The organism is Cupriavidus sp. HMR-1 (assembly GCF_000319775.1).
Classification (GTDB): domain Bacteria; phylum Pseudomonadota; class Gammaproteobacteria; order Burkholderiales; family Burkholderiaceae; genus Cupriavidus; species Cupriavidus metallidurans.
This window is the reverse complement of sequence record NZ_ANKP01000105.1, coordinates 22,016-43,064: the sequence shown is the minus strand read 5'-3', so window position 1 is coordinate 43,064 and position 21,049 is coordinate 22,016. Positions and strand designations below refer to the sequence as shown.

At 62.1% G+C, this 21,049-nt stretch carries 15 protein-coding genes; 10 read left to right on the top strand and 5 right to left on the bottom strand.

Going from position 1 to position 21,049, the window contains the following annotated elements; all coding sequences use genetic code 11:
- Positions 1 to 150 precede the first annotated feature (150 nt).
- The 5 genes from D769_RS15025 to D769_RS15005 all read left to right on the top strand — a co-directional run bounded on the left by D769_RS15025 (position 151) and on the right by D769_RS15005 (position 5,794).
- Positions 151 to 1,707 (top strand): long-chain fatty acid--CoA ligase, encoded by a 1,557-nt coding sequence (locus tag D769_RS15025; protein WP_008646394.1) that lies wholly within the window; start codon positions 151 to 153, stop codon positions 1,705 to 1,707.
- 67 nt (positions 1,708 to 1,774) lie between these two features.
- Positions 1,775 to 2,959, top strand: coding sequence for a lipid-transfer protein (locus D769_RS15020; RefSeq protein WP_008646392.1), 1,185 nt, complete (start codon positions 1,775 to 1,777; stop codon positions 2,957 to 2,959).
- Positions 2,960 to 3,024: 65 nt separating this feature from the next.
- Positions 3,025 to 3,852, top strand: coding sequence for an SDR family NAD(P)-dependent oxidoreductase (locus D769_RS15015; RefSeq protein ID WP_008646390.1), 828 nt, complete (start codon positions 3,025 to 3,027; stop codon positions 3,850 to 3,852).
- Positions 3,853 to 3,868: 16 nt separating this feature from the next.
- A complete protein-coding gene (locus D769_RS15010) occupies positions 3,869 to 4,861 on the top strand; it encodes a tripartite tricarboxylate transporter substrate binding protein (protein WP_008646388.1) in 993 nt (330 codons plus the stop codon).
- 45 nt (positions 4,862 to 4,906) lie between these two features.
- Positions 4,907 to 5,794: a TauD/TfdA family dioxygenase gene (locus D769_RS15005; protein WP_008646387.1), complete on the top strand. Its 888-nt coding sequence runs from the start codon at positions 4,907 to 4,909 to the stop codon at positions 5,792 to 5,794.
- A gap of 62 nt (positions 5,795 to 5,856) precedes the next feature.
- On the opposite strand, the gene D769_RS15000 is transcribed toward D769_RS15005, so the two are convergent.
- Entirely contained in the window at positions 5,857 to 8,601 is a 2,745-nt protein-coding gene (locus D769_RS15000; RefSeq protein ID WP_008646386.1) for a LuxR C-terminal-related transcriptional regulator, read from the bottom strand.
- Positions 8,602 to 9,705: 1,104 nt separating this feature from the next.
- Between D769_RS15000 and D769_RS14995 the strand changes: the two genes are divergently transcribed.
- Positions 9,706 to 11,361, top strand: coding sequence for a site-specific integrase (locus D769_RS14995; protein WP_234707010.1), 1,656 nt, complete (start codon positions 9,706 to 9,708; stop codon positions 11,359 to 11,361).
- Between the two features lie 67 nt (positions 11,362 to 11,428).
- Here the strand turns inward: D769_RS14995 and D769_RS14990 are convergent, their stop codons facing one another.
- Both D769_RS14990 and D769_RS14985 read right to left on the bottom strand, forming a co-directional pair.
- The gene (locus D769_RS14990; RefSeq protein ID WP_008646381.1) at positions 11,429 to 12,445 is read right to left on the bottom strand and encodes a ParB/RepB/Spo0J family partition protein; all 1,017 of its coding nucleotides are present in this window, start codon (positions 12,443 to 12,445) and stop codon (positions 11,429 to 11,431) included.
- Between the two features lie 5 nt (positions 12,446 to 12,450).
- On the bottom strand, positions 12,451 to 13,107 hold the full coding sequence (locus tag D769_RS14985) for an AAA family ATPase (RefSeq protein ID WP_008646379.1): 657 nt from the start codon (positions 13,105 to 13,107) through the stop codon (positions 12,451 to 12,453).
- 421 nt (positions 13,108 to 13,528) lie between these two features.
- Between D769_RS14985 and D769_RS14980 the strand changes: the two genes are divergently transcribed.
- Positions 13,529 to 13,732, top strand: a complete 204-nt coding sequence (locus tag D769_RS14980; RefSeq protein ID WP_006159056.1) for a cold-shock protein — start codon at positions 13,529 to 13,531, stop codon at positions 13,730 to 13,732.
- Positions 13,733 to 13,833: 101 nt separating this feature from the next.
- Here D769_RS14980 and D769_RS14975 read toward each other — a convergent pair whose 3' ends face one another.
- On the bottom strand, positions 13,834 to 14,928 hold the full coding sequence (locus D769_RS14975; protein ID WP_008646367.1) for a replication protein RepA: 1,095 nt from the start codon (positions 14,926 to 14,928) through the stop codon (positions 13,834 to 13,836).
- 1,497 nt (positions 14,929 to 16,425) lie between these two features.
- Entirely contained in the window at positions 16,426 to 16,629 is a 204-nt protein-coding gene (locus D769_RS14965; protein ID WP_008646365.1) for a cold-shock protein, read from the bottom strand.
- A gap of 325 nt (positions 16,630 to 16,954) precedes the next feature.
- Between D769_RS14965 and D769_RS14960 the strand changes: the two genes are divergently transcribed.
- From D769_RS14960 to D769_RS14950, 3 genes are all read left to right on the top strand, one after another.
- A complete protein-coding gene (locus D769_RS14960; protein ID WP_035882941.1) occupies positions 16,955 to 18,316 on the top strand; it encodes an NCS2 family permease in 1,362 nt (453 codons plus the stop codon).
- 614 nt (positions 18,317 to 18,930) lie between these two features.
- Positions 18,931 to 19,392 carry a hypothetical protein gene (locus D769_RS14955; protein ID WP_008646363.1) on the top strand — a complete coding sequence of 154 codons (462 nt, stop codon included), beginning with the start codon at positions 18,931 to 18,933 and terminating at the stop codon, positions 19,390 to 19,392.
- Positions 19,393 to 19,517: 125 nt separating this feature from the next.
- Positions 19,518 to 20,891 (top strand): sigma-54 dependent transcriptional regulator, encoded by a 1,374-nt coding sequence (locus D769_RS14950; RefSeq protein ID WP_008646359.1) that lies wholly within the window; start codon positions 19,518 to 19,520, stop codon positions 20,889 to 20,891.
- Positions 20,892 to 21,049 lie beyond the last annotated feature (158 nt).

The window sequence follows — 21,049 nt, the reverse complement described above, 5'->3', positions numbered from 1 at the left end:
GCGTGTAGTTCGAACGAACTACACGCGCAGGGGGACGAGATTCCTCCCTTCGACGGTCGCCCGTGGGCGACATGCTCTCTACAGTCGGTCTCATCAACAGGCGCGGCCTTCGCCGCCCGATATCGAGACCGATTGCAAGCCGGAGACAGCATGTACCTGACCCAGGGCCTACACCGTCGTATGCAGCAGACGCCCGACCACGTTGCCACGATATTCAGAGGCCGCCGGCGTACCTATCGCGAATTCTCCGAGCGTGTCTCGCGCCTCGCCGGCGCCTTGCAGCAACTCGGCATGAACCCGGGCGACCGCGTCAGCATGCTGGCCCTGAACTCGGATCGCTATCTCGAATACGCAATGGGCGTGTGGTGGGGCGGTGGCGTGCTCAATCCGGTCAACACGCGCTGGAGCGTGCCGGAAATCGTTTATTCGCTCGATGACTGTGATACCGGCATCCTGATCGTCGACGATCACTTTCTGTCCATGGCCGAGCCAATCCACGCCACGGCGAAGCGGGCGCCGATTCTGATTCATGCGGGCGACGGCGCGCCGCCGGCAGGAATGCTGGGATTCGAGGCCCTGCTCGCAGACTCGCCCTCCGTACCGGACGCCATGCGTGGCGGCGAGGATCTGGCCTCGATCATGTACACGGGCGGCACCACTGGCAAACCGAAGGGTGTCATGCAGTCGCACCTGAACCTGTGGTCGTCGTCGATCTCGCGTCTCGCCCAGTTCCCGCTGGACGAAGCGACGATCACGCTCCACGCGGCCCCACTGTTCCATACGGCGGCGATGGCCAAGGCAGTGGGTGTGTTCGTCATCGGCGGCACGCACACGATGGTGCCGACGTTCGATCCGGCCGAGGTGCTGGAAACGCTCGAACGCGAGCGCGTCAACGACATCATGCTGGTACCCACGATGCTGCAGGCGATCCTGGCGTGCCCGGACTTCGCCAGACGCGATGTCAGCAGCCTGAAGCGCATCAACTATGGCGCATCACCGATTAACGGCGCGGTGCTCGATGCGGCGCTGGCCGCCATGCCGAATGTCGAGTTCTCGCACGCCTATGGGCTGACCGAAGCATCGCCGGTGGTATCGGTCAATCCGCCTGCCAACCACGGCCCGGAGGGCCGCGCCAGCGGGCTGTACCGGTCGGCGGGCCGCCCAGGCTTCGGTGTGTTCGTCAAAGTCGTCGACCCGAACGGCGATGAAGTCCCACGCAACACGATCGGCGAGATCGTCGTGCGCGGCCCCAACATCATGCAGGGATACTGGAACAAGCCAGAGGAAACGCGGCAGGCACTGCGCAACGGCTGGCTGCATACGGGCGACGGCGCATACATGGACGATGCCGGCTACCTGTTCATCGTCGATCGCATCAAGGACATGATCGTCACCGGCGGTGAGAACGTCTATTCGGCCGAGGTCGAGAACGCGCTGGCCCAACATCCGGCAGTCCATTCCTGCGCGGTCATCGGCGTGCCGCACGAACGCTGGGGCGAAGCGGTTCACGCGGTGGTGGTGCTCAGACCCGGCCTGCAGGCCGGCGAGGACGAGCTGCGCACACATTGCCGCGCGCTCATCGCCAGCTACAAGTGCCCCAAGAGCGTGGAGTTCCGCACCGAGATGCCACTCTCCGCAGCGGGCAAGATCCTCAAGCGCGAACTGCGCACGCACTACTGGCAGGACCAGCCGCGGCAGGTCAGCTGAATCAATCGGGTCGACAGCGAACGACCCCGCATCTATCTCCTCGTCACAAGAAAAGAAGGAAAGCGCAATGACCAACAAAGTGGTGGTGGCCGGTGTCGGCATGATTCCCTTTACCAAGCCGGGCGCGAGCGACGACTACGGCGTGATGGGCGCGCGCGCCGCGAAAGCCGCGCTCGCCGACGCGGGTATCGACTACGCGCTGGTGCAGCAGGCCTACGTAGGCTACGTGTTCGGCGATTCGACATCGGGACAGACGGCGATCTACGGTGTCGGCCTGACCGGCATTCCGGTCATCAACGTCAACAACAACTGCGCCACGGGATCGACGGCGTTGTATCTGGCGCGGCAGGCCGTGGAGAGTGGCGCGGTGGAGTGCGCGATCGCGCTCGGCTTCGAGCAGATGGTGCCCGGCGCGCTGAAGGGCGCCTACACGGACCGCCCCGGCCCGATGGAGCGCTTCGCCCGTGTGATGAACGACGTGCAGGGCTTCGACGAACAGGCGCCGCGCGCGGCGCAGTTCTTCGGCGGTGCCGGCCGTGCCTACATGAAGGAGTTCGGCATTCGGCCCGAGACCTTCGCGCGTATCTCCGTGAAAGCCCGCCAGCACGCAGCGCGCAATCCGTTCGCCGTATTCCGCAACACCGTCACGCTGGAAGAAGTGATGGCCTCCCCGAAGGTGTTCGATCCGCTGACGCGTCTGCAGTGCTGCCCGCCCACCTGCGGCGCGGCCGCCGCGATCCTGTGCACCGAGGCGTTCGCGCGCAAGCATGGGCTCGACACGCGCGTGGCCATCGCGGCGCAGGCCATGACCACCGACCGCAACAGTACCTTCGATGAAGGCGACATGCGCAAGGTGGTCGGCTACGACATGACGCACACGGCGGCCACCCTGGTCTACGAACGCGCAGGCGTCGGGCCCGGCGACGTCGACGTGGTGGAACTGCACGACTGCTTCACCGCGAACGAACTGATCACCTACGAAGGGCTGGGCCTGACGCCCGAAGGCACCGCCGAGAAGTTCATCCTCGACGGCGACAACACGTACGGTGGCCGTGTGGTGACCAACCCCTCGGGCGGCCTGCTGTCCAAGGGTCACCCACTTGGCGCCACGGGACTCGCGCAGTGCGCGGAACTGGTCTGGCAACTGCGCGGCGAAGCGGGCGACCGGCAGGTAGCCGGCGCACGCCTGGCGCTGCAACACAACCTGGGTCTGGGCGGTGCGTGCGTGGTCACGCTGTACCAGCGCCAGTGAAGGCCCGCCGAGCATCGACGGACAGCACTGAGAACAAGACGACTAAAACGAAGGAGACACGAAGCATGAGCAAACTGACCAACAAGGTGGCGATCGTATCGGGCTCCGGCCGGGGCATCGGCCGCGAGATCGCGCTGAAGCTGGCAAGCGAAGGGGCGGCGGTTGTCGTCAACGATCTTGACGCCGAACCGGCTGAGGCCGTGGTCCGCGAGATCACCGCGATGGGCGGCCGGGCCGTAGCCTGCGTGGGCAGCGTGACCGAGGCCGACTTCGGCACGCGCTTCGTGGGTACCGCATTGCAGACTTTTGGCGGGCTCGACATCATCGTCAACAACGCCGGCTATACGTGGGACAACGTGATCCAGAAGATGACCGACGACCAGTGGTCGGCCATCATGGACGTGCACGTCACCGCGCCGTTCCGCATCCTGCGCGCTGCGGCGGACTACTTCCGCGAGACCTCGAAGCAGGAAGCCGAGCAAGGCCGCGAAGTGTTCCGCAAGGTGGTGAACATCTCCTCGGTCTCGGGCGTGATGGGCAATGCCGGCCAGGCCAACTATTCGGCGGGCAAGGCTGCGATCAACGGCCTGACCAAGGCGCTGGCCAAGGAGTGGGGACGCTACAAGGTCAACGTCAACAGCGTCGCGTTCGGCCTGATCAAGACGCGCCTGACCGAGGCCGTGGCGGGCGAAGGCCATGCCACCATCGACATTGCCGGCAACGAGATCAAGGTGGGGGTGAATCCGCAGCTCATGAAGAACATCGAGGCCATGATTCCGCTAGGCCGTGGCGGCACGCCCGTCGAAGCCGCCGGCTCGGTCTACCTGCTTTGCATTCCCGAATCCAACTACATCACGGGTCAGGTGCTTGTGGTGGGTGGCGGCCGTCCCTGAACGGAAGGAGACCAAGATGGATAACGAAAGACGCCGCGCGCTGCGCCGGCTTGGCTGGGGCATGGCAGGCGTGGCCGGCATGCAGATAGCGCTGCCCGGCCGTGCAACGCCGACATATCCCTCCCGCGCCGTGCGCCTGATCATGCCGTACGCAGCCGGGGGTACCGGCGATGTGGTGGCGCGTCTGATTGCCGAGGGGCTGGCCAAGACCTGGCAGCGCCCCGTGGTGGTGGACAACAAGCCTGGCGCGGGCGGCATGATTGGCGCCGATCTGGTCGCCAAGTCCGAGCCGGATGGCTACACGCTGCTGATGGCGCTGACAGGGCTCGTGCAGGCGCCATCGCTGTATGGCAAGGCCGCCTACAACCCGGTGCGCGATTTTGCGCCGATCTCGGAACTGGCTACGTCCCATCTGGCACTGGTCGTGCAGCAGGATTTCCCGGCACGCACCGCAAAGGAGTTCGCGGAGCACGTGGCGCGCCAGGGACAGCCGCTACCCTATGGCACCTATGGCCTCGGTTCGAGCGGTCATCTGCAGATGGAGATCTTCGCTCGCGCCACTGGCATCTCGCTGGTGCACGTGCCGTACAAGGGCGAGGGTCCGCTGGTCAACGATCTGCTCGGCCGGCAGATCCCCGCTGGCGTGGTTGGCGCGGTCACGGCGCGTCAGTACGCGCAGGCTGGCAAGTTGCGCCCGCTTGCCGTGGCCGGCGGGAGCCGTTCGCCACTGCTGCCCGATGTGCCGACGTTCCGGGAGTCCGGCTACGCCGGGCTGGAGCGACAGGGCTGGATCGGCCTTTTCGCGCCGGCAAATACGCCCCGCGATGTGGTCGACAAGATCAGTCGAGATGTGAATCGCGTGATCGTGTCCGATGCGCTGCGCGCGCGACTGGTGGACATGGGCATCATCGTCAAGGGCAGCACGCCATCGGCATTCGCGGACGTCGTCAAGGCCGAGCAGGAATACTGGGCCGATGCGATTCGCGCGGCCAACATCCGGCTCGAGTAAGTCGGTGTCGCCACACGCTCCACTCACTCAACCACCGGAGACAACATGAACGCTCGCGAGCAAACGGCTGCCGAACAGATTGCAGCCCCGTTCTCGATCACCCCCATGACGCCCGTCATCGGCGCGGAGATCGGCGATATCGATCTGCGCGAAACGCTGGATGACCCCACCTATCAGGCACTGCGCCAGGCACTGGTGCGCCACAAGGTCCTGTTCTTCCGCGATCAGGACATTACGCCCGCGCAGCACGTGGCGCTTGCCCGGCGCTTTGGCGAACTCGAGGTCCACCCGGTCTTTCCACATCACCCCGACCATCCCGAGCTGGTGCTGCTGGGCGGGAACAAGGATGCGAAGGGGCGCGAGAACATCTATCACTCGGACGTCTCATGGCGTGCCGTGCCGTCGATGGGATCAATGTTGCGCTGCGTGGAATGTCCGCCGATGGGCGGCGACACGATCTGGGTCAACATGGCCCAGGCGTATGCCGGACTGCCGGACGATGTGAAGGCGCGAATCGAGGGCCTCGAGGCAGTGCATGACCTGATGCCGGGGTTCGGCGCGCGCATGTCGGCCGAGGAGCGCCTTGTCAACCGCGAGAAGTTCCCGCCCGCCACGCATCCGGTGGTGCGCACTCATCCTGAAAGCGGCGAGAAGATCCTCTACGTCAACGAGGGCTTTGTGACGCACCTGGCCAACTATGGTGCGCACATCCAGTATCGCGTGGGGGCCGATTTCCGCCTGGGCGAGCTCGACCTGCTGCAGTACCTCTATCGGCAGGCCACGGTGCCCGAATATCAGGTCCGGATGAAGTGGCGACCCAACACCATCGCGTTCTGGGACAACCGCTCCACCCAGCACTACGCGGTGCAGGACTACTTCCCCGCTGTGCGTCGCATGATGCGTGCGACGATCATCGGCGAGCGTCCGGTCTGACCCCGCGCTCACGGGCACGGCGTGTCCGTGAGCGCATCGTGGTGGCGCAGCATCGCCGGTGACTATCGAAGCAGTCCAAGACTGCGCCCGATGGCGACGGCTTCCGTGCGGCTCTGCGCGCCGAGCTTGGCGTTGATCTTGCGCAGGTGAGACTTGATCGTCAGCTCCGACACGAACATTTTCTCGGCGATCACGCGATTGCGATGGCCTGCGGCAAGCATCTGCAGGACTTCCTGCTCGCGGGTCGTCAACGGTTCCGCGATGGCGGTGCCGCGCGCCTGGTTCACTTCCACACCGGCTGCAGCCAATGGCGCCGGAATCTGCGCAAGCACTGTGCGGACGAACTGAAGGTCGATGCCGGCGCGGACGCATTCCGCTTCACGCGCGTCGGCCCATCGCCTTAGCAGATCCGCCAGACGGTCCCCTTCGTCCAGGAACGTCCGCGCGAGGCCTTCATGGCTGGCGAGCCGCAGGGCCTCGGTCAACTGCTCGAACGCTTCGGACTGCTTGCCCGCGCCATCGAGCGCCATGGCCAGCAGAAGCCGGAGTTTCAGTGCGCGCCAGTGCCGCTGGCGCTGGGTGGCAATCGCAATGGCATCGGCCAGTTCTGACGCGGTCTGTTCATGCTCGCCATGCGCGATCGCAAGCCTCCAGCGGATCGAGTCAGGGAAGTCGATGTCGTTCGCATGGCCATAGCTGTCACTCGCGGCCCAGTCGGCGTGCAGTTCGGCGCTGCGCAACGCCTGATCGGCGGCATCGAGCCGGCCTTCGATCGTGGCAACGCGCGCGCGCTCCAGCCAGGCCGAACAGATGGCGCGCGGCAACTGAATGCCGCGGCCGATCTCCTCAAGCTCCGCCAGCATACGCAGCCATCGGTCGCGGTCGCCGCCCAGCAGCGCCAAGCGCGCCGAGAGAATGAACCCGGCAATCATGGCGTCCGGCGGCGCGTAGCCCTTGCAGTAGGGCATCGCTTCGGCCAGCACGCGTGCGCAATCCTCGAGAGCGTTCGCCTCATAGAGGGCCGTGGCCCATGCCGGAAGGAAGGCGTGTCTGAGGCTGCTCACCTCGCTAGGGCTCCAGCCGCGCTCGGCGACGGCGCGGAACCGCGCAAGTGCATTGCTGAGTCGGCCCTGCACCAGATCGATGATGCCTTCGAGAGAATCCGCGATGCTGCGCTGGAATCCTGTCCGCACATCGTTCGCGCCCTGCATCAGGCGCGACAGCACACGGCGCGCGTCCTCGTACCGATGACTGGCCACCAGCGAGAACGCCAGGGAGTTGGCCACGCTGGCGTACCGGAAGCGCGCGTCCGGCGGAATCCGCTCCAGATGCGCAAGGCCTGCGGCCAGACACGTTTCGATCTGGTCGGTCATCGCCAGCAGCACACAACGCAGCGTCTCGACCTCCAAGGCAATCCACGCCTGCTGGTCGGCGGGAACATCCGCCGCAAGCAACGCCGCCATCGTCTGCATCGCTTCCGCATAGCGGCGATTGAGCAACTGGACCCAGGCATAGGCCAGACCCATGCGATGGGGGTCCGCGAGCAAGCGCTTGCGGTCGATGCGGTCGAGCCATCGCGCAAGCAGTCGCACGCGGCCAGCCTGGAACAGGGCTGGGGTATGGATGGCGATCAGCGGCAGCGCCTCATCGTCAAGCCCGGCTTGCAGCAGGTGCTCGATCGCCGGGACGGGACGGTCCTCCGACAGGTACCAGCGTGATGCCGCCACATGCAGCGCGCGCGCCTTGTCCGGATAGGTCACTTGCAGCCGATGCTGCAGGAAGCTGGCGAAGAGGCTGTGATAGCGATACCACTGATGCTCGCCATCAAGCGGCGTAATGAACAGGTTGTTCCGCTCCAGGAAGCTGAGCATTTCGCGGCTGTCGTGCCGTCCGGTCACGGCATCGCACAGTGGCGCTGACAGTTGGCCAAGCAGACTGGTCTGCAGCAGGAAGTCGCGGCAGGATTCGCTTTGCCCCATCAGGATGTCTTCCGCCAGATACTCGGCCAGCTCGATATTGGTACCCGAGAACGAGCGGACGAACGCCGCATGATTGGGATGTCCGCGCAGCGAGAGCGTGGCCAGGTAGACGGCCGCCGCCCAGCCCTCGGTGCAGCGCCATAGCGTGGCGATCTCGCCGTCCTGCAGCGGCAGCTCGCAGTTGTCCCGTATGAAGCTGGCGGCCTCTTCCGCGCTGAAGCGCAATGCGGCCGGGTTGATATCCAGAAGCTGGCCCCTTGCGCGAAGTCCACCAAGGCCGAGGTCTGGCGTGGCGCGCGTGCCGATGACCAGCACACCCTGCGGCGACAGCACTCTGACCAGTTGCTGCAGGTATTCGGTGATTGCGTCGTTCTGGATGACTTCGAGATCGTCGAGCAGGATGGCGAAGGGTTGCGCATAGGAAGCCGCGATCTCGATGATCTCGTGCGCGATGGTTTCGCCAGCAATGGTGTCGGAGCGTTCGTCGCGCTGATGGCGGGTCAGGCCCGGCAGCCTGAGCAAGCCCGTGTGGAGGTGCAGTAGAAAACGCTGCAGATCATTGTCGGCGGCATCGCATCGCAACCACACGCAGGCTCGCTGGCCGGCCTGGCATCGTTCCAGATACTGCTGCATCAGGGTGGTCTTGCCGAAGCCGGCTGCGGCGCGGACCAGGATCAGGCGGGCCGAGGCGGCGTCCACCATCACGTCGACAAGGCGCGAGCGGACCAGATGGTTCGGCAAGGCGCGGGGCGGCACAAGCTTGGAGGCAACCAGTCCCCGCCGCTGCGTGTCACTGTCACCGGGCTTGCGGCTGATCGCTGCGCTCATTGCTCCTTCCCTCACCATGCGTGGCGTGGGGCGTTCGCCATGGGTTATCTCCGTTTGATCTTTTCGGGCGGCTCTTGCGGCACGCCTGTGTCCCACGGCTGTGATCCGGTGGTCGCCAATTGAAAAGCTGCCGCAGATTCTGCCATGTCGACGGCACGACCGAGAGTTTCCCATCGCGGAACGAGACTGTCGTGGTTCTTTCGAACTAGCTGGACCGATGACATGCGGCTGACAGCCAGACCATTCGAGGCGCTGATAATGTTTGGCAGGCCGCGGGCGACTATGCGCCGCAATGATTGCGATCTTCTGGTATTGCGCTCTGGAATTTCTTCCAGTGAATATCGCCAATTTTTGCTGTTTTCCTCAAATGCGCGGGCAACGACCTCTGCGGTATACGCATGGCACGTATACACCATATATGGTGGCCGGGTGCCGCGTAAACCGTACCAATGGGGCGTCCGCGCACGAAGCGTACCCAACGCTGCGTATGTTTTTCTTTAATAATCAATGCCAAATTGAATTACATGATTTTTGGAAATTCCGCCCGTTCGGGGGCTTGAGAACCCGGATCGCGGTGGGTGTGGCGACGCGGAATCCACCCATTGGCCGTCATCAGGGTGCGTGCGACACGACAAGAAGCAGCTTCGGGGCGTGGAGAACAACATCGGGCGGTTTGATTTGGTGATGTTTCTGGAGAGACCCATCATTCCTTCTATGAATTTTGAAAATGATGCTTCTTCGGCGACATGCAGTCGGCGGACTCGGGGCATCGAGGTGCCGATGCCGTGACCGCAGCGTTTGGCCCTGCGCGGGCGTAGACGTCTTGGGGTGCGTTGCCCTGCCCTGGCCGCCGGGGCGTCGTCCAGGCTAACGCCGGCAATCACCAAGAGGGCCCCGGACCAGCGTGACGTCACTGTCCTGTGCTCGATCTGCCGACAGGTGCACCAGACATCGGTGTTCATCCGCCACCCAGCAAGATCAGGCGCATCACTATGCTTCTGGCAAAAAATAATTTACATTGCACTTTGTGATGCAGAACAGGCCGGATGAAACAGGAGACTGAATAATCCTGTTGTAATTCAGTCACTTATGCGCGGATGGCCAATGTCGGCGTTCGCGCACGCCGGACGAAATCCCAAGCGCACAAAGTGCATTCAGAGGCCATATACCCCCATGCCTGACGATCGAGATACGCTGGCCGCCACGAAACTGACGCGAACGGAGTTCGCCGTCGTGCGGGCGTATGCCCAGGGTATGAAGCCCCTGGAGATCGCCAACCGGTACCTGCAAGACCCCGACGACGACGACGACGACGATCTGACCGAGCATCAGGCTATACAGCGCATCCTGGCGCTGCGCGACCGGTTGGTTCAGTTCGCTTTGCAGCATGATCGCCCCGATATCGCGGAGATGTTCGAGGCGCTGCGCGGGCGCTCCGACGCCGGCATGACTCGCCGGGTGGATGCGCTGACTTCGATCGAACAATTGGGCCAGGGGCGCCCACTGCCAGGGCATCAGGTCTCCCTCTGGTTCGGCCCCAGCCTGTCTCGACGTCTGATGGCGGCGGGCATCCGGACGATCGCCGACATGACCGACCTGGCCAATCGAAAAGGCAGCGGCTGGTGGCGCCACGTGCCGCGTATCGGGCGCCATTCGGCCGAGATCATCGTCCGTTGGCTTGGCACGCAATCCGCACAGACGGCGCTCAAGGTCAGTCCTCATGTGCTCGTATCGGCACAAATGGTGGATCGTAAAGCACTTTATGCGCAACCGCTGGGGCGAGGTATGGCATTCCCTGTTCCGCTGGAACTGATGCGCGCACCGGAAACATCTGCGGCCTGGGCGATGGCGCTCGGGGATGAACTCAAGGACGTTCAAGGGTGGGTGGCCGCACGGGCACGCTCTCCAAACACCTGGAAGAGCTATCGTCGCGAAGCCGAGCGGTTTCTGCTCTGGGCTGCAGGGCAAGGCAAGTCATTGCGTGCCATGGCTGCCGAAGACGTGGATGCGTATCGAGCGTTTCTTGCCAATCCGGAGCCTTCATCATTCTGGTGTGGCCCGGCGGGCCCGCGTGACAAGGCGCACTGGCGGCCGTTCGAAGGGCCATTGCGTACCAGTTCCTGCGAGGCTGCAATACGGGTGATCAGCGCGCTGTTGCGGGCATTGCGCAAGGGAGATTCAGCCAGCTTGGCGCGGAGCGGCGTAGTCGATGATGGGATTGCCACCGTGCAGGCATCCTCCAAACCGGCGGCGTTACCCCGCGAGACGATCGAATCGTTCCTGGCCTGGCTGGGTGCCAGCCCGTCTTCGCCACGGCAGCGTGCTGCGCTGGCGGCAGCGCTACTGCTTGCCCGTCACGGTATCCGGATCGTCGAACTGGCTTCGTTTCGCCTGGTTCATGTTTCCTGCTCACCGTCTGCGGCGCCCCCTATGGGCCGGCTGCTGCTCGAAGCAAAGAGTACGGCCAGGCGTGGCGAGATCGTCCTCGATGGGGAGGCGTGGTCCGCCCTGTCGGCCCATTGGACGGACCGGCAGCTGGCTTGGGATACGTTGAGTGAGGGATGGGATCCGGATGCCGCGTTGCTGGCGCCGATCGAGTACCCGTCGACTTCACGGGGGCGAGCCAAGCAATCGATAGCGACTGCGGGTTACTCGGCCAGTGGCTTGGATCAGTTGCTCCGGGCGAGCTGGAGACGTTTTGCCGAGGTACACGACGTCGACGTGGAAGCCTTCACGCCGAGGCAGTTGCGGTTGGGGTGATTGCAATCCAATAGGGCAATTTCCTCACCCGATTGGATCGCGATAGATAGTGATGGTTGGAAGATGCTCAGATCAGCGTCTTGTCCAGGCCGAATCGGGCCTTGAGGACGTCCAGCAAATCTTCCCGGGCACTGCGGTCGGTGAGCTGAACATCGAGCATGACACGGCCGGAGTCCCACTCTTTGATCGTCCCGAGTAGCTGGCCCGTTTCAGTCCGAATCTTGTACTGTCGGCTGATCTCCTTGACCTTGCGGGACTTCCCTTCTTGGGCCTGCTTGCGAATCGCTTCAACCTCGCGACTGGACATGCCGTCGTTCATGATTCGCGTGGCCAGATCGCGCGTGCGGTCTTCGCCGGCAACCTTGCAGTACAGCGTCAGTTCGTAGCCGGTAGCAATGCCGATCGCGCTCGGACGTTCGCGCATGACCGCCAAAACGGACTCGGGCAGCTTGAGCAAGGCCAGCGTCTTGTTGACGGTGCCGGCCGACATGCCGGTCAGTTCGCAGATTTCGTCTTCCTTCTGAACCTTGCCTTCATCGAGCAACTGGCGCCAGGCGATCGCGTTGTCGAGTGCGGACTGGTCCGATCGCTGCTCGTTGAGCAGGAAGGACAGGCGATAGAAATCGAGATCGCTCAGGTCGGTCTCGATGAAGCATTCCATCTCGAGCTTGCCCGCCGACGCCAGTGCGCGCTTGCGGTAGTGACCGTCGATCAGGATGTAGTGGCCGGGACGGGTCGGGTCGGACGCAGCCAGGCCCGGCGTCTTTTGACCATGCGTGGCGATCGACGCCGCGCGCTCCTGCACGACCGCCGGATCGTAGATGCGGCGGGCATTGAAGGGGTTGTCGTGCAGCTGGGCGATTGGGATTTTTATCAGCGTCCGCCCTTCGATCACGCTCTCTTCACTTTCAGCGCTGAAAGTCGAATGCGGCGGCACTGCGCGTGCCGACTGCAACAGCCCGTTTGGATGCTGGGAGATAGCCGCCTCCGCACGCGCGAACCGGTCGATCGCGTCGCTGCGGGTCTTTTCCGCGGCCATGCCGGCGAGCATCCCCGCCTTGAGACTCTTCAATTTCGTTGCCATAGGTATTACTCAATCAGGGACAAGATTTCGTCCACCATCATGTCGACTTCCTGCACGGCCTCGCGTGCGCCCGGCACGCCGTGGACTGTGCAGCCAATGGCTTGGCACTCTCGAAAGGCCGATCGTGAACCGACCATTGCGTTCAACAGAGGAACATCGCCGTCATCACCGAGGATCTCGATGGCCTGGCGCGCAATAGACACGCGGCGCTGGACCATGTTCGCCATCACACGGATCTGAAGCGTTTCGTTCTGTACCTGGGCGTGCTGCGCCAATGTTTTGGCGGCAACGGCTGCCCAGAGATCTGGCGGCGACGGCACGACCGGGATGATTGCCAGATCGGAGATCAGCAATGCGCTCGACGGTGCTGCCGAGTGGACGGCTGGCGGGCAATCGACAAGGATGTAGTCGTAATCGTTGACGAACTTGCGCACTTCCCGGTGCATGGCGCCTCCCGAAGGCGCCAATCCAATCACTGAGGCCGGAAATGGACGTTCGTCACTGGCTTGCGCAGCCCAGCGCGTAGCGGTGCCTTGTTCATCCATATCCACCAAGAGCGACCGGGCACCACGGAGTCCAAGCGTGCCAGCGATATGCATACTGACTGTGGTCTTGCCGCAGCCGCCTTTTTGGTTGAAAACGGTGATGATCTTTGCTGCCACTACGGCCTCACTTTCAGCGCTGAAAGCGCGAATGATGGTATTCAGTTAAGGCGTCACTTTAGCCAAATCGACATTCCACTACAACCCGTTTTTCAAAAATTGAAATTTTGAAATCTGATCGAGAGCGTAAGGGCGTTACAACGCAATGGAAAGCGAGTGATAGCCTGCCAAGCAACGGAAATCCGCTTGAATTGCCTGCGCAGATCGCTTCTTCTTGAAAAGCGGTACGGAATCCGCCTAAAGTAGGGGTAGTGCGCTCTACGGCGCACATGACACCGCAACACATTGTGGTTATGATGCCTGCTACAGTCGAGTCAAGTCGTGTCAACCTCGTCGGCTTCCGTTCGGTTTCTACGAGAATTCAACATGCTTGAGCGGTTGTTTGCGCTGTGTAACGAACTTGCTTCGAAAGGAAATTCTTATGGCAACCGGTACGGTCAAGTGGTTCAACGAGACCAAGGGTTTCGGCTTCATTACTCCGGATGACGGTGGTGCAGATCTGTTTGCTCACTTCTCGGAAATCCAGGGCAGCGGCTTCAAGACGCTGAAGGACGGTCAACGCGTGACGTTCGAAGTGAAGCAGGGCCCGAAGGGTCTGCAGGCATCTGCAATCAAGCCTGCGTAAGCTGGACCACCACCAGCGTCGGCGTATCGCGTCAGTGACTCGTCCGGCAGCAAAAAAGGCAAGCGTAACGCTTGCCTTTTTTGTTTTGCCCGCCAAGGGGCTCAGGAAAGCTTGCGGACGCTCGTTCGAGACGGTTGCAAGATCAGCGCCTTCGAAGAGTCGGCATCCACCTTCGCCCCGGGATAGACCACGAGCACGTCCTTGAGCGCCTTACGGAACAGCGCCCGGAACTTGCGCTCGCTCTCCGTTTCCGTGCCGAACTGCATCTGCAAGGCTTCCCAGGGAATCTCGGTGCGCCGCTGAATCGTGAAGAAACGATACGTCAGCCAGGAATACACATCCAACGCGAAGGGCGACTGCTTGAGTGCCTTGAGCGCGCGCATATCCACGGGTACCGGGCGGTTGACCAGCTCGTTGAAAAACGGCTCGGACAGCACAACGAAGCTCTCGAACATCGAGCCTTGCCCTGGCTGCATCGGATCCCACCATGTCGACAGCTGATCCGCCAGCAAGTAGCCAACGCGATCGATCGATAGCGGTTCATGATTCGGCGCCTGATTCGGCACAGGCACCGACTTGTTCTGCACGATCGCAATCGTCGCGGAGAACAACCGAATCATCTGCTGGCGTACCAGCGTCATCGTCCCACGCTTGCCCCCGGTGGCCATCGGAATGCCGAGGTTGTACATGAACTCGGACAGCGAGTTGCCAAGGGAAATACGTCGATCCTCGACGGTTCCAGTGAACTCGCCCCGCTTCTTCTTGGCCATGATCTCCTTGCCGATCCATGCCAGCATCAGGCGGGGGTAGGACCCGTAGGGGTAGCCAAGGGATACAGTTTCCGAGACGAGCTTCTGCCGGCCGTTCGTAGCCCGCTCGGAGCGCTGCTGCGTGAAATAGCCAGGCTGGATCATCAGCGAGATGTTGCCACTTGTGCGCGTCCACACCGGCGGCGCACCTTTGGGCGCGCGATAGGGCAGCGTTACCTGAACGCTGGCACGGCTCAGAAAACCTACTTCACCGCTTTGCCATGCGTCCTCGCGCTCCATGGCCTGAGCCTCGTCGAACAGGCGCTGGAATTTTTCGGATGGGACAAGGCCGTTCTCGTTTCCGGGAACGATGATACGGGATGGCTCGTTGTCCCCTACCAGGACGGAGCGATCCTCGTCGACGGCCATTGAGCGTTTGATCGGCATATTGACGGGCTTCGAATTACCCGCCTTTGTACGCGATCACGTAAACGTTGTCACGCAGAAACGGGTACGTATACGTATTTCCCATGTCTTGGTGCTGGCTAACGGGTTTCAGGTGCCGGGTATCCGGCTAGTGGTGAGATGGCAGGTCGACGGTGGGCAATCCCGAAGGGTTGTCCACGGTTGCCTGCTCATCCACTACAAGTAAACGATACCGATACGGGTTAACTACTCGTAAACCGTATACGGGGTGACTCGAGCCCTGATTACAAAGGAGAAATTGACCCCACTTGTACCCGTTTCTGCGTGTAAACGTACCCGATTCTGCGAACGGCCGAACCCGAATCTGCGACAAACCGAACCCGTTTCAGCGCAATCGCCGAACCGGATTCTGCGTGGATAAGTCACTGATCCCACAGGGTTTTCCACAGCAGGAAAGCATAAAAGCGTACCTGTTTCTGCGCGAAAGCCTCGGGGGCCGTCGATATGACATGCACCCGAGGGCCAGAAAGGGTGTTGTCCACGCAGAATCGGGTACGCAAACGGCTTGTCAGCATCGAGGAACTGGTCTGGGCGTACCCGATTCTGCGCCTGTATCGACTGTTAACGAACCCGTTTCTGCGCTGAACCCCAATCGGCACGCAAAACCTCCAAAGCGTACCTATTTCTGCGGCGTACCCAATTCTGCGCATGGAGCCGAGACCACCCTCGGAAACGCGTCGCGTACCCATTTCTGCGTACTCCAACGCCATACGTAAAGACGCAAGCGTACCTACTTCTGCGAGCCGACACGACCTGGACGACCGGCGGCACCGGCGCCCGGTACGTATACGTCGTCTCTCAAAAAAAGCTAGTACCCACTTAGTACGTATACGTCCAAGTTGGCTCGTTCCGTTGCGTACCAGTTTCTGCGGCGCACTTGCGTATACATGCGGGGCTAGAGCCCGACAACGCAGGGGGGGAAACAACAAGGCCGTACCCGTTTCTGCGTACGAACGCCGCAAAACTGCGTACCTGTTTCTGCGAGCACCCTTCGGCATGGGACATCAACGCCGTGGTGGCGAGCGCGCTGTACCCGTTTCTGCGTGGATAACCCGATTGCCTCTTTGATAAGCAGGAAAAGTCGACCAGCGTCTGTGACGCTGGGCGCTTAGGCTCGTTGGATCGGCGCGACATGAAGGCGGGCCGGCTTAACCTACATGCGTACCCATTTCTGCGGAGCAATTGGAGGCATCCGTCGGTTGCGCGCGAAAAGCGTACCCATTTCTGCGTGCCCAAGCGATTGGGCTAGGAGGAGTGGACCGCGCACACCAGCTTCGACGGGAAAAAGCGTACCCGATTCTGCGAGTGGATCAGGAGTGGGTCAGGGTTCTGCCAGGGGAACACCAGGCGCGATGCTTGGCTTGGGGAGCTACGAAAGCAACGGGCGTAAAAAAACCCGCCATAAAGGCGGGTTTTCGCGATCAAGCGCACCGCAAGGTGCGCTTTGAATCACAACGCTTACAGCGGGGTGATGTTCGCAGCTTGCAGACCCTTCGGGCCGTTCTTGACTTCGAACGACACGCGTTGGTTTTCCTGCAGCGACTTGAAGCCGTCAGCACGGACTTCCGAGAAGTGAGCGAACAGATCGTCACCGCCAGCGTCCGGCTTGATGAAGCCGAAGCCCTTGGCGTCGTTGAACCACTTTACGATACCGGTTTGCATGGTATTGCTTTCCAAAAAAAATATAAAAGAAACCGATGGTGCACACACCACCGTACAGCGAACTCAAGGAAAGGACACCATGGACAACCGAAGTACCAAGACGGTGGCTAACGAATGAACTGTTGCCTCGTCGCTTGAATCTGGCGGAGATTTATACGGGGGATTGTCGCTCCCGTCAAGGCAGGGGATTACCCGAACCTAAGCTGGATCAACAAACCCAGCATATGGGATCATCTCGCCTTTTTGCATATTGTCGATGAAGTGCCCGCTGGCAGACAGCGCTGGCGCCGCAATGAGCACTTCGTCAACAGTCAGGAGACCAGTGATGTCCACGTCGGACCAGAGACCACGGCCAGGCAGCGAATCCACTCTCGCACAGCCATCGACCGGTGTGTTCGAGCGCCTCTTCAAGCTCGGTGAACACAAGACCGACGCCCGCACCGAAATTCTCGCGGGCGTGACCACTTTTCTTACCATGGCGTACATCATCTTCGTCAACCCGAGCATCCTTGGCGATGCCGGTGTGCCGAAAGATGCAGTGTTCGTGGCCACGTGCCTGGCTGCTGCCATCGGCACGTTGATCATGGGGTTCTACGCGAACTATCCGATCGCGATGGCGCCTGGCATGGGGCTGAACGCCTACTTTGCCTACACCGTCGTCAAAGGCATGGGCTTGCCGTGGGAAGCCGCGCTTGGCGCGGTCTTTATTTCAGGCTGCCTCTTCTTGCTGGTGACGCTGTTTCGTGTGCGCGAGATGATCGTCAACGGGATTCCGCACGCGCTGCGCGTAGCGATCACCGCCGGCATCGGCCTGTTCCTCGCAATCGTCGCGCTGAAGAATGCGGGCATCATCACCGCCAGCCCGGCCACCCTTGTCACCATCGGCGACCTGCACCAGACGTCCGCGATCCTGGCGGTGATTGGCTTCTTCGCCATCGTCGCGCTGGACCATCTCAAGGTGAAAGGTGCCATCCTGATCGGCATTCTCGGCACCACGATCCTGAGTTTCGTTTTCGGTGGGAACACGTTCCACGGCGTATTTTCCGCGCCGCCGTCCATCGCCCCCACGCTGTTCAAGCTTGATATTTCCGCTGCGCTGTCGATCGGCATCGTCAATGTCGTGCTGGTGTTCTTCCTGGTGGAGCTGTTCGATGCCACTGGCACGCTGATGGGCGTGGCCAATCGCGCCGGGCTGCTGAAGGCAGGTCGGATGGACCGTCTGAACAAGGCGTTGATGGCGGACAGCACTGCGATCATGGCTGGCTCGTTGCTCGGCACGTCGTCTACCACGGCCTATATCGAAAGCGCTTCGGGCGTGCAGGCCGGCGGCCGCACGGGCCTGACAGCGGTAACCGTGGCGGTATTGTTCCTGGCGTGCCTGTTCATTGCGCCGCTGGCTGGCACCGTTCCCGCCTATGCAACGGCGCCCGCGCTGCTCTATGTCTCCTGCCTGATGCTGCGCGAACTGGTCGATGTGGACTGGAGCGACGCGACCGAGGTCGTGCCCGCGGTGCTGACGGCGCTTGGCATGCCGTTCACGTACTCGGTGGCCAATGGCGTGGCGTTCGGTTTCATCGCCTACGCCGGCCTCAAGCTCCTGACCGGCCGTGCGCGCGAGGTGCCGGTGATGGCATGGGTCATCGCGGCCGTCTTCCTGTTCAAGTTCTACTACCTGCCGGGGCACTGAGCACGGCGGCTTAGCCATTTGCAGGGAAAACAGGGCGGCCTCGGCCGTCCTTTTTCTTTCCGTGAGCGTTGTAACGTCATCGTCAAAATGAAAACGATGACATTCGGCGGAAGCAAATGCTGCAGTGCGTACCTATTTCTGCGTATGAAACGCGAGGTTCCGACGCCAACCGTACCCGTTTCTGCGATGAATGTGAGTGCTTATTTACCTTGCGGCCTCCACATAAAGCCGCGTACACGCCTCATACAAAAGTATGAGAGTAGGAGGAAGGGGACTACGCCGGGCTGGACAAAAGAGGACAAATGCACTGAACTATAGGCGTGGCAAAAATTTGAGGGCGCAAGAGCGCCCTTTCTTGACTCCGGGTTTCGGAGGACGCCGGCGATGACCGGCAAGCGTTTCCGACAAAGCGCCAGGTCCGGCAAGTTTCAGCCAATACAAGGACCGGCCGACAATGAGACCGTTCGCTTTTGCGCCAACGGCTTCGCCACCACGAAATAAAGAGCGCGCGAACCAGATACGCGTCATATAAAGACAGATCCAATCCAGAACAGAGATAGTGGTAACAAGCGAACGTGTAGTGCCGGGGGATGTTGTGCAACGGGGAACAGATCATGACCGCAGGAGAAATCCGGCGTCCCGCCATCGGGCCCATCAGCGAATCCGCCAAGCCGTCCGCCCACCGTGCGTGGACTGTCCTGGGTGAATCGTCAGCAGGCATCGCGCTGTCAGACTGGCACGAGGATTACGCCATTGCCGAAGTCGCCGCCGTGCTTGCCGATGACCAGGAAATATCGCCGCGCACCCGCGCCGCGGTAGAGGCGCTACTGCACCGGCACCGCCTGCTGGCCGAAGAGCTTTCGCGACAGCGAAAGCTGCTCCAGGAATGGATTCTCAGCCAGCAGACCTACAAGACGCTGTACTTCCAGTACTCCGGCCAGTCGCCCGACGCACCGAACATCGAACTGATGCTCGAAAAGGACATGGTGCGCCGACGAATCCGCGACCAGCTGAGCGCCGGACGCGACGATGTCAGCGTCGCGGAAGAACCCCCACACAGTTTGTCCAGACCGTGATTCCCACGTTGCGCGCGGCACCGACCGCGCAGCCAGCGGACCCCGAACGGGCCATGCGGCTCGCCGCCACACCTGCGGGCTCGGGTTCCGCCACTAACAAGAAGTTCAACGTCCGGGAGAACGTCATGGACCGACTGTGCAAGGCGCCGACACGGACCGCACAGATCGTGCTCGTGTCGCGCTATGAAGATTTTGGATTTAACGCGAACCAGTTTGGCTCCGGATGGGAAATCCGCCGGGTGCAGCAGGTTCGCGACCTCGAGCGCCTGGTGCGTGCGAGTTCGCCCATGGCTGGCGTGCTCGACCTGCAGACGCCTTACACCGATGCCGAGCTGAGCCAGCTCGAACAGGCGCTGCAGCACCTGCACGTGATGTGGGTCGCGATTACATCCACGGCGATGCTGGAGGACGAGCGTATCCGTCGTCTGATCCGGGACTATTGTGTCGACTATGTACGCACGCCATTCTCGTTCGACGAGTTGCTTTACACGCTCAAGCACGCGCATGGCATGGCCTGTCTGCACGGCGCTCGCTCGCCCGAACTGGTGGCGCGCGGGCCGATGATCGGAGAATGCGCGCCCATGCGCAACATGTTCCGCTCGCTGGCGAAGGTCGCGCACAACGACGCGCCGGTGTTCATCTCCGGCGAATCGGGCACGGGCAAGGAACTCGCGGCCCAGGCCATCCACGAAGCATCGAGCCGCCGCAAGGGGCCGTTCGTGGCGATCAACTGCGGCGCGATTCCATCGCACCTCGTGCAATCGGAACTGTTCGGCTACGAGAAGGGCGCGTTCACCGGCGCGAACCAGCGCAAGATCGGCTGGATCGAGCAGGCCCAGGGCGGCACGCTGTTCCTCGATGAAATCGGTGACCTGCCGCTGGAAAGCCAGGTTGCCCTGCTGCGATTCCTGCAGCAAGGCATGATCACGCGCCTGGGCGGGCACCAGTCGATTCCGCTCGACCTGCGCATCATCTCCGCCACGCACGTGGACCTTGTAGCGGCACAAAGCGACGGCCGGTTCCGCTCCGATCTGTTCCACCGGCTCTGCGTGCTGACACTGACCATTCCGCCGCTGCGCGAGCGTGGCGAGGACATCCTGCTACTCGCGAATACGGTGCTGGCAGAACACGGCCACGAGGCGCACCGGCGTATCCGTGGCTTTTCCACCTGCGCGACGCAGGCCATGATGCAGTACATGTGGCCGGGCAATGTGCGCGAACTGATCAACCGCGTGCGTCGCGCCATCGTGATGACCGACAACCGGAAAATCACGGCCGAGGATCTGCAATTGCACGGTGGGGTGGAGGTGCCACGCAAGACGCTGGACGCGATTCGCGAGGAGGCAGAACGCGAGGCGATCCGCTCCGTCATGGCCAGCCATGGCTTTCACGTGGTGCCGGCAGCGCGCGAACTCAACGTGTCGCGCGTGACGCTATACCGGTTGATGCACAAACACAACATCCGTATCGACACGCAGCCCAGCGCGTCCGCGGAGTAGCGACCTCGACACAGGAAGTGCAGAAACAGCACGTGCAGAAAGTGCCAAGGGAGACCCGGCGACGTCCGCTCGCCAGGTCTCCTTTGTCCTGCCGCCCGGACAGCGGTGGCAGGCTAGCGCGGCTTGGCCCGCGCAATGCCGAACGATTCCTCTTCCCG